The organism is Rhizobacter sp. P5_C2 (assembly GCF_054049715.1).
Genome location: NZ_JBFULV010000163.1, coordinates 1 through 9,923, shown reverse-complemented (window position 1 = coordinate 9,923; position 9,923 = coordinate 1). Strand labels below are relative to the sequence as shown.

At 63.1% G+C, this 9,923-nt stretch carries 6 protein-coding genes and 1 pseudogene; 5 read left to right on the top strand and 2 right to left on the bottom strand.

Annotated elements, in window-relative coordinates; genetic code table 11:
- The first annotated feature begins 116 nt into the window (after window positions 1-116).
- Window positions 117-518, top strand: coding sequence for a hypothetical protein (locus ACXJLU_RS31505; RefSeq protein WP_457337698.1), 402 nt, complete (start codon window positions 117-119; stop codon window positions 516-518).
- A 168-nt stretch (window positions 519-686) separates the two neighbouring features.
- Here ACXJLU_RS31505 and ACXJLU_RS31500 read toward each other — a convergent pair.
- A pseudogene (locus ACXJLU_RS31500) lies at window positions 687-1,001 on the bottom strand (H-NS histone family protein); the annotation flags it as partial.
- 529 nt (window positions 1,002-1,530) lie between these two features.
- Here ACXJLU_RS31500 and ACXJLU_RS31495 point away from each other — a divergent pair.
- The 4 genes from ACXJLU_RS31495 to ACXJLU_RS31480 all read left to right on the top strand — a co-directional run bounded on the left by ACXJLU_RS31495 (window position 1,531) and on the right by ACXJLU_RS31480 (window position 8,247).
- Entirely contained in the window at window positions 1,531-2,538 is a 1,008-nt protein-coding gene (locus ACXJLU_RS31495; protein WP_457337697.1) for a hypothetical protein, read from the top strand.
- On the top strand, window positions 2,535-2,960 hold the full coding sequence (locus tag ACXJLU_RS31490; RefSeq protein ID WP_457337696.1) for a hypothetical protein: 426 nt from the start codon (window positions 2,535-2,537) through the stop codon (window positions 2,958-2,960). Before ACXJLU_RS31495 ends, ACXJLU_RS31490 begins: the two co-directional genes overlap by 4 nt.
- Before the next feature lie 642 nt (window positions 2,961-3,602).
- Window positions 3,603-7,355, top strand: coding sequence for a hypothetical protein (locus ACXJLU_RS31485; RefSeq protein ID WP_457337695.1), 3,753 nt, complete (start codon window positions 3,603-3,605; stop codon window positions 7,353-7,355).
- Window positions 7,356-7,752: 397 nt separating this feature from the next.
- The gene (locus tag ACXJLU_RS31480) at window positions 7,753-8,247 is read left to right on the top strand and encodes a hypothetical protein (protein ID WP_457337694.1); all 495 of its coding nucleotides are present in this window, start codon (window positions 7,753-7,755) and stop codon (window positions 8,245-8,247) included.
- Between the two features lie 408 nt (window positions 8,248-8,655).
- Here the strand turns inward: ACXJLU_RS31480 and ACXJLU_RS31475 are convergent, their stop codons facing one another.
- On the bottom strand, window positions 8,656-9,195 hold the full coding sequence (locus ACXJLU_RS31475) for a hypothetical protein (protein ID WP_457337693.1): 540 nt from the start codon (window positions 9,193-9,195) through the stop codon (window positions 8,656-8,658).
- Window positions 9,196-9,923: the final 728 nt, after the last annotated feature.

The following is a 9,923-nucleotide window of genomic DNA, read 5'->3' as shown; positions in this document are numbered from 1 at the left end:
CGCGAGGAAGACCCGGTCCAAAAATCTCACCCTCGTGCAGCTGATCCGCAGTAGAGTGATCTCTCGATGGGTATTTCCAACCTGTGCTGCGCTTGCACATGTATTCGGAGGCACGCATGTCCAGTCCAATCTCGAGAGCCGCCTGGGTTGATCGCGTTTTCACGAAGCTGAGCAAGCTTGATCCCACGGTAACGATGGTCGAACTGCAGCAGGTGGCCGCGCGGTCCTACGTGGCGGAACGAAGTGAATCGCCTGAGGGCTGGGCCGAGAACTACCACCTGAGCACGCACCAAGCCGACCAACGCCAGTGGCGGCGGGAGTTTTGGGACAGGGCGTTGGAGGTTGAACCCAGGTTGAGTCTGAGGGAGCTGTGGGATCTCGCAGATTACTCGTGGCGCGAGTACCCCACTCATCGTCATTCAGCACTCGTCGCGGCCAATCACGCGCTTGGCGTAGAGATCGACTGCTCTGTGCAGATCGGCGAACTGGCCGGCACTGAAGGCAAATGCTCCGGATGAGCGCTCGACGCGCTGCGTGCCAGGTCGCCACTTCTACTGCGAGCCCACGCCACCCTCAATCTGTACTGCGGCGGACTGAGCGGCTGGCGTTGATGCCTTTCGAGAAACGCGTCGCTTGCGCTTCGTTGGTTCGGTGGAAGGTTCGACGCTCGACGGAGATCCCGAAGCATCGATCAGGAACCGGTTGCGGTTCTTCACACCAACAATCCAATTCGGAGGCTTGCCTCGCCCAGTCCATGTCTTGCCAGACTTCGGATCCCTGTACTTGGGCTCTCCGACAGTGCTCTTGGCCTCACCTCGACCCTTGACGCCTGCCCGTTTCTCGATGGTTCGCGAGAGGCCCAGATCATCATGCGTCAATCCGTACGCGGCAATGGCTTCCTTGATTCTGGATATGACGCCGGCCACCTCTGCCTTCCGCAGTTTCTCGGCCTCGCGTTCCAACTTGACAATCTGAGCCTTTAGCGACGCATAGGTCTTCACGAATATGTCTCCAACGAAGTATCGGAATGGGCCATTCTCGCCTCGATTTGATGCTTAGCGCCAGCGGGCCGCTGTGAAGTCGACAAGCGCCCTGCCCAAGGCCAACGTCTGCTATGCAGCGGTTGCAGCCGGTCGATCGCGATCGCCGAGCGTCCGCTTGTAGCGGAGCCATCGAGCCATTGCCGGGATTCATCTCGATGACGTGAGCCCACGCGAAGCGGTCATTCAACGTCGCGGCTGCGGGGGGCGGTGGCGAAGTTGCCGAGCCTGAACACTGCCGCGGCAGGAGCCGGAGATGCTCATGGTGCGAATTGGAGGCGATTGGGGTGTCAGTCGAGCCAATCCGGCATTCTGGAGGGCGCTGGATAAACTGGCAGTTGCTGATCTTGCCTGCATCTGCCCATGCCCTACTTCGCGCCGGTCATGCGCCTCTCGCCTCTCTGTCGAACTGCCGCTCCAGGCGGCGCCACAAAGCTGGTTCTTCTGGCGGTGCAGTTGACCCATCCCTTCACCCTCAATGGCGCTGCCCATGTTCCAGCTTGAAGAGAGCCGCAAGCGCCTCGCGTCGAAGCGCTACACCACGCGGCAGAAAGGCCTGCGAGAGCTGTTGGACGCCGGCCTGCGCGACGAGTTCATCAGCCACCTGCTGCAAGAGAAGGACGTGGCCGTTGTCTGCAATGCCGTCGACTGGATCCGCCCCGATGTGCCGCCGGCGCTGCTCGTGCACATGTTTCACGTTGGACGCCATCCGACCCCGACGTCGACGTTTGCCCAGTACGCCTCTACGCATAACTGCCTGTATGCGGAGGCGGAGATTCATGCGCACTACGCGCACCAGGGCCGCAAGCTGGCGCTGGACTCGATCGAGACGCTGGGACGTGCCTACCTGCGATCGTTCGCGCCGTTGCTGGACAAGGTGATCACGCGCGACCTGGAGATTGCCGAAGAGGCCGTCGCCCGCGAAGGCAATCGCGCGACGTACGGCGGCAGCCACGCGTTCGTGCGCCAAGCTGCCTATGGCGTGACATTTACGCAGCTCGACAGGGAATGGTCCGCCGATTCGCAGAAGGTGTTCGCCGCGTTGGAAGCAGCGCGACGCATCGACCACCCCATTCCCGCGGCACGCCTGGCGGCGCTGCGGGCCCAGGTGCGCGAGCGCGCGCCCGAAGGCCTGGGCGCCTACCTGGGCGGCATGACCACGCTCGACTGGGTGGAGTTTGACTTGCTCGATGCCGACGGCCTGCGCCGCGCGCTGGCGCCTGGCCTGGAGCGACCGCGCTTCGTGCGCCTGTACGCTGCCGACATCGGCACGACGCTGCTCAAACGCGGCCTGCACGACGTGCTGGATGCCCTGGTGCGCGAGAACGACCCTTTCTGGTTCTACAGCACCAAGTTCTGCCACTGGCCGCTGATGCGCCACCTCGACGCCACGGGCCTGCTGCGCATCAACCCCGAATGGAACGGTGCCGACGAGTACCTGCGCAACCAGTCCCTGGGCATCGCCGGGCCGCCGTGGGCCGAAGGGCGCACGCCATGAGCCTTCCCCACACGGTGTTCGCTTGCGACAAGTGCAAGTTCTCGCTGTTTGCCGGGCCGGACCGGTATGAAAACCAGGGCCAGCTCATTTGGGGACGCCTCGCGGCCTGCCTGGCGTGCGGCGAAGAACAACTGATCGGGGCGGACCACCCCACGCATGGCGCCACGGCCCATGCCGTCTTCGAGAAGGACACCGCACCGGTCAGCAAGACGCGCCCCGGGCCGATCTGGCGGAAGACGGCTCAAGCGTGCGAGCTCTTGCCGTGGTTTGCCACCGGGGCGCCAAGGCGGGCAGAGTGGGTTGACGTGGCAGAGGCCCTGTGTGTGAGGTGCAACCAGCCCGAACTACGGTTCTGGCTCTTTCATGGCATCGAATGCCCCGCCTGCAAATTGGGCAGCTTGCGGGAATATTCTACCGAGTAGGTTGGCGCCTTTAGGGTCGTCACATCACCTATGCCTCGACCGTATGACTCATTCGCCCAGCATCGCCTGAGGGACTACTGAAGGGTGCGAGGCATGTGGCCGCGATGCAGCGTTTGCGGCCGTTCAGCCCCGGCCAGGGATAAGCGACCGCGCAGTCCTTGAGCAGATCAGGGCCTGGATCGCCGCCAGGCGGACTACCGGCCCGCTCGTCAACACGGCTGAAGTCAGCCAGCGACTACCCTCCGGCTTCGTGGCCCCGCCTTCCCGTCCCGCTTTACGGACCCCAAATTCCAAGACCGTCGAAGCCGTCGTCACACCGCTCATCGAAAAATCGCAACAGGTCCACGTGAGACGGTCGCCATCGAGCCTGCGGCTCCCGGTCGACGCACGGCTCGCTCAACTGTGTTCAGCCGAAGCTCTCGGTGGGTTTAGCTCTTAGCAGCCCCCGCATTCAGGCCAAGTTCGTCCGGCTGTCGGGCTCGCCAAAAGTTTCCCCGGCTCACTCTGCTATCTTGTTACAAGTTTCCCCGCATCTCGGAACGCCATGACGGTGCCGGATCATCTGGCGTGGGCGGCCTGGGGTGCCTCTTGTCGCCGCTCAATTGGCTGCAGTGTTCAAGACGTCTTTTGGAGGCCCATTCAATGAAATGGATTACCGCGCTCGACCTGGACCAGTGGGCTGACACTCTGCCCGCCCGTGTCGATTTCCCTGGGATGGTCGGCGACCTGATCCGAGCCTCGGTCGCCAACGTCTCCGACTTCCGCTTCCCCAACGGCGACAAAGGTCAAGTTCGTGGCTTCGACGGTGTGCTCGATGCCGAAAGCAACTACTCCCTCGTTCCCGACGGCGAGTCTGTATGGGAGTTCGGCGTTACCGAGGGCAGCGCGGCCAAGGCAAACGGCGACTACACAAAGCGCACCGAAAGGCTCGACGAGGAGGTGCGCAAACGCACGGCCTTTGTGTTCGTGTCGCCCAGGACCTGGGACAGCAGCACGGGCAAGAGGCGCGAGGACTGGGTCAAAGAAAAACGCGCGCGCAACGAGTGGAAAGATGTCCTGTACATCGACGGCTCGATGCTCGAGGACTGGCTGGCGGACCGCCCCGCCGTGGCGGCCAGGTACGCCAAGCATCACCTCAAGAAGATGCCGCTGATCGGAGCGCAGAGCTCCGCCGACTTCTGGGAAGAGTTCTCAACAAGGTTCGCGCCCGAGTTGGCCGACAAGGTGCTGCTGGCCGGCCGCGAGGATCAAGCCCGGCAGCTCGTCCAGGAACTGAGCGCCGGCCCCGGAAAACTGCTCTACGCGGCCGATGCGCCGGACGAGGTAGTGGCATTCGCCATCGCGGCAATCCGGAACGCCGATCCGGCAGTGAGATTGTTCATCGAGGCCAAGACGCTCGTGGTCGACTCGGAGGACGCGGCGCGCCAGCTCGCCCACAGGAAGGGGCTCGTTTTCCTCCTACGGAGTCAGGCGCGCAACCTGGCCGGCCTGCTGATGCAGAGCGGTCCCACCGTGGTGAGCGCTGGTGCCGACGAGCGGCGGCCCGACCACGTGAAGCTCAACCGCCCGAACAGCTCCCAGCTGGCCGAGGCTTTCGTAGCCATGGCCTTCACACAGCAGGAAGGCTACGAGCTCGCGCGGAAGTGCGGCCGCAGCCTTGCAGTTTTGGCTCGGCTGCTGCCCAGCGGCAATGCCGCTAAGCCTGAATGGCTTGAGAACGCTGAGCCCCTGATACCGGCGATGCTCGCCGGCGCTTGGCACGCACCCACAAGGCCCGACACCGACGTCCTGCGCGCGTTGGCGCAGACCGATGAGTACGAGAACGTTGAAGCCCCACTCCGCAGGCTGGCGAGACTTCAGGACCCACCCGTGGACCGGATTGGTGACGTGTGGTCGATGCGCGCGTCGGTCGATGCCTTCGTGCACCTGGGCTACTTACTGGGACCCGCCCACCTGGAGCGCTTCAAGGAAGCGGCCATCGCCGTGTTCTCCCAGGTCAGCGAGCCGCCGAAAGCGCATGAGGTCTTCAGGCCCGAGGCCGAGCGCGAGGCGGTCCACAGCAGGTGGCTCAAGGACGGCCTCATGACGACGCTGCTGCATATGGCAGTGCTGCACGAGCAGGCCTACTTCACCGTCACGGGCAGCACGCCGATCGACTTCGTGAACGGCATCGTGCGCGCACTGCCTGGCCTGTCCAAGGATCACCGGCTGCTTGCGGCCCTTCAGGACCAACTGGTTCTTCTAGCGGAGGCTGCCCCGATCCCTTTTCTTGAGGCCCTCGAGCAACTGATCGAGGGCGACGCCTCGGGCATCAAACCCATCTTCGAAGAGTTCGAAGGCTTCGTCACGTCGCGCGCCTACCACTACGGCATGCTGTGGGCGCTGGAAGTGATTGCGTGGGACCCAAAGCTCCTCCTGCGCGCGTCGATGTGTCTGGCCCGCCTGGCTGCCATCGACCCAGGTGGATCGGACAGCAACCGCCCCATCAACAGCCTTCGCTCCATCTTCCTGTCGTGGTCGCCGAACTCCTCCGCCAATACTGCACAGCGGACTGGTGTGCTGACGCACGTCGTGGACACAGTTCCCGAGATTGCCTGGCAGTTGCTGACCAAGCTGCTCCCAACGCCCCACGACTCGTCCAGTCCCACGCAAAAGCCGAAGTTCCGTGAGTACGGCGATGGGAAGCCAGAAGTCCTGACGTACGGATTGGTGTGGGAGAGCCAGGCCGCGGTCATCAGTCTTGCGCTGGCCCGGGTTCGTCACGACCCCGCACGCTGGGCCATGCTCATCGACGCGCTCAACCAGTTCCCGGAGTCAGCCTTCCGCGAAACCGTCGAGGCGTTACGCGTCGAACTGGCGACCCCGCACGAAGGAACCTTCCAGATTTGGGACCATCTCCGAAAGGAGCTGAACCGGCACAAGACGTTCGCAGACACGGATTGGGCGCTGCGAGACAAGCCCCTGGCCCTCCTCGACGAGCTAGTCACCGTCCACGCGCCCAAGAACCCGGTGCTGCTCGTTTCCTGGCTCTTCGATGATTGGATGCCAGACGTGCCGGGCAAGGGCACTGACGCCGACGATCCGATGGCGAGCATCGAGGCAGCGCGCGCAAAGGCCATGGCTGAGGTCTATGCGGCGGGCGGCATCGATGGACTTGTTGAGCTGGCTGGAAAAGTACGGTTCCCTCAGCATGCCGCGTACGCCGCCAGGACACTGCAGCTCAGCAAGGAAGAGCTTTTGAGGCTACTCCATGCAGCGTTGCAGGCAGGGGAGGCACCCGTGGGGTTCGCCGATGTCGTGCTGGCCGAGGCCGTGGTGCGCTTCGGTGCGGAAGGTGAAGATTGCGTGCGCATGGAACTGCAGAGCCACGGGTTCGAGCCGGATCGCACAGCCCGGTTGCTGTTGACCCTGCCCGATGGCAAAAGCACGTGGACCTACGTCGCCACCTTTGGTGAACCCGTTGAGGACGCCTACTGGCGTTGCAAGCATTCCTACTTCATCAACGGCAGTGCGGACGAGTTGCTCGAAGGGGTAGGCAACTACCGCAGCCGAGGCCGTTTCATTGCTGCGCTGGACGCCGCGAGCAGGCGGCTTGAGGACATACCGACAGCCCTGTTGCAGGATTTGCTGAGGAGCGCGATCCCCGAAATCAATGCGGGGCACAGCGCACGGGGGAACATGCAGTACATCCTCGAGCGCGGCTTCGACGAGCTGCGGTTCCGCACCGACGTGTCGGTGGATGACATTGCACAGCTCGAGTTCGCCTACCTGCCCATGTTCCACATGCGGGAGAAGCCACTCGTGCTGCATCGCATGTTGGTCGAGCGACCCAGCCTCTTCGTCGAAGTTGTGGCCGTCGTCTACAAACCCGAGCACAGCGAAGCTGAGCCTCTTGACGAAGGCGCCAGGCGCTTGGCAACGTCTGCTTACGAGCTGCTTGAAGGCCTCCACACGCTGCCGGGTCAAGCCGGCGGAAAGATTGATGGAGAGACGCTCCTTGCGTGGTGCATGAAAGTGCGTGAGCTGGCGACGAAGGCCGACCGGTTGTCGATGGCGGAGCAGCGGGTCGGGCAAGTGCTCGCTCGCGCCCCGGCCGACCCTGAGGATGGCGCATGGCCTCATGAGGCGGTGCGCGTGGCCATTGAGAAGATGGCTTCCGACCGCCTCGAACGCGGGCTATCTCTCGCGCGCGTGAACCAACGAGGGGTCTATTCAAAGTCCATAGGCGAAGGCGGGGCTCAGGAACGTGAGCTGGCAGCGCAATGCCTCCGGTGGGCGGACGCAGTACCGAACTTCCCTCGTACCGAGGCCATGCTCAGGCGAATTGCTGAGAACTGGACAAAGTATGCCGAGCGCGCGGACGTCGAAGCCGCAGAAGAGGCTCTGAAGTGGTGAAGGGGCGGATGACCTGTTTACGGCGCAACTGGACTAGGGTTGGAGGTCTTCTTCACGCGTCAGGTATCACGTTGCTTCGCGAATACCGGTGCGGCCTTGATTCCATGCGGCCGACCCTCCTTTGAGGGAGAAACAAATGAAGTGTCTTATTTGCGGCGCGAGTCCTACGATCAAGTCGCACCTGATCCCGCGCGTGATGGCCGTAGAGGTCCAAGTCGGGAATGCGCATGCCGTCGTGTCGCCATCAAGCCCGGGCTATCGCGAGAGCCAGTCAGGCCGTATGGACACAAGCATCCTCTGCGGCCCCTGTGATTCGTCCATTGGCCGTTTCGAAGGGAGCACTGCAAAGGCGTTCGAGTCGTTACGGAAGGCTGGGGTAGGTGTGCGGGATGGAGCGTTGGTCAAAGCTGAACAGGCGCCTGACGTCACGTTGCGGTTCTACGCAGCGCTGCTCTGGAAATACGCAGTCGCTCGCCGCGACCTTGGGCAAATCGACCTCGGCCCGTACAAGAGCGAGCTGCAGACGGTCGCCTTTGAGGGCACTCCGATCCCTGCCTTTTTCGATGCCGCACTGATGCGTCTTCGGATCAATCGCGACGATGCCGGCGTCTTCGCCTATCGGGCTCCAAAGCCGGATCGCCAGAACGGCCTCAACATGTATCGGGTACTGGTTGGTGGGGTGCTGGCCTTCGTCAAGGTCGACCGGCGTCCCTGGGGCAATTCACCGTTGAGGGACATCGCGCTTGGGAGCGCGACCAACACCCGCGCATTGGTGATGGCCGCGCAAAGGTTCGAGGAATTCAAGACACCGCAGCACCTGGCGCACAACGACACGCGTTTGTCGGCGTTTCTCGACAGGCAGGATGCCCGCGCTACCCAGCAGAAGGCGTGACGTCGTGCGAGTCAGCCCCCGCCGTTCACCCGCCAGCAAACCGCTCGCTGACTCTGCCGTTTGGCAAGTCCGAAGGTGAGCCGGTCGTGCGCTGAGAGATTCAGCGAGTGTGTTGCGTCGACCGGTTGAATCCGCCGTCTGAAGCAGTCGGTCACTGCCAGACGACGGCTTTGCAGCGGGTGCGGTCGGTCGCTCGGGGTCGTCGAGCGTCCGCTTGTTCCGGAAAAGCAGGCGGTTCGCCGCGCCGGCGGCAGCGCGGCAAACCGCAGGGGGCGTGTGCGCAGCTGAACGCCTGCGATCCTTCCCGTCCAAGCTGCGTTGAACGTCTGCTCTCGCGACCTGCGAAGCGGAGCTATCGACCCTCAGCCGACCTTCACAGCGCTAGATTCCACGGCGAAAAGCAGCCGTTCAAGGACTCGGTCCCTCGTACTCGATCCACACCTGCCCCATGGACGCTGGCTTGCGGTTCGGTTTGCTCCGTGGATCGAGAATGACTCGAAGCCGCGCGCTTTCAATCCACTGGACCGTGGGTGCGCCCGACACACCAGAAACTGGCTCGGCGTAGAAGACTACCGACGGATCAGGGTCGCCATGCTTGAACAAGCGCTTGGGTACGCGACTGAGGTGCACCTCCTCGTACAGTGTCCCTGCGCCATAGCCCAAGCCGTTGTGGACTCGTTCGACTGTGGCCACAAACTGGCCGTCCGGGCTCGCGAAATCAACAGACGTTACGACTATGGGTATGCCCTCAGCAGAGAAGGCTCTGTACACGCAGGCCCCGCCACTCAGCACGATTGCCGTCAGCGCCAGCGAGAGGTATGCCAACGGTTTCATGGTGGCGTTCTCACGTCCGGGCACCGCATAGGCTGCATGGCTGACACGGAGCTGCCCGCGCAACCAGCAAGTCATGGCCGGCTGCAGCCATCGCGCGCCGAAGCGGGGAGACACGGCCGATCCGCTGCAGTTGGTCGATTCCCAAGATGAGATGTGGAAGAGCGTTCATTCGCCGGGCGCGTGTGGTTCGGAAAAGTGGTACGTCACGCTCGATGGACCGAGCAACCATTCACCGTCTTTCTCCACATATCGGAACCACTCTCGACCCGATCGGCCGTCGCCGGCGCAGTCGCCCGATACCTGGATCCACAGGTACGCACCTTCTGACTCACCTTCGACAGCCCTTGTGAGGGTACAACCTGGATGCATCCTGGCAAAGTCAGCTGCCACCTGTAAGTCACTCGGGCCGCTGCAGCCCAATGTCGACGCACAGCAGAGAGCTATCGCCGACATTGCCAAGAAGCGACCAGGAGCAGAGGGAACCTGATGAGAAGCCATGCGCAGAGTCTCAACCGACATGGTGAAGCCGCTGCGAAGTGTGTGTGTTTCGAGGACGCGTCGGTTCTTCGCAGCAGCACCGCTAGTTCAGCGATGGCGAGAATCAGCACATCGCGGTGCATACGGGCCTGTGGAGTCACGATAGGCGGGTCTGAGAGCCGCCATTCGCGAACGACGGCTTGTGGCCGACTGTGCCCCTTCGCCCGTCACCCCGAAAGCGGTCGCACGTGGCGACCGACCCGGCAGCGATCGACTGCTTGCAGGCGATTCCAGGAACATACACTGTCGGCCACAAGCTGTCCTTCGCCAGTGACCGCTCTCGGGCCGTCTACCTGCAGCCGCAG

Excerpts from the sequence above, each read along its gene's own strand:
- ACXJLU_RS31505 (WP_457337698.1), top strand. The coding sequence starts at position 117 with ATGTCCAGTCCAATCTCGAGAGCCGCCTGGGTTGATCGCGTTTTCACG.
- ACXJLU_RS31495 (WP_457337697.1), top strand. The coding sequence starts at position 1,531 with ATGTTCCAGCTTGAAGAGAGCCGCAAGCGCCTCGCGTCGAAGCGCTAC.
- ACXJLU_RS31490 (WP_457337696.1), top strand. The coding sequence starts at position 2,535 with ATGAGCCTTCCCCACACGGTGTTCGCTTGCGACAAGTGCAAGTTCTCG.
- ACXJLU_RS31485 (WP_457337695.1), top strand. The coding sequence starts at position 3,603 with ATGAAATGGATTACCGCGCTCGACCTGGACCAGTGGGCTGACACTCTG.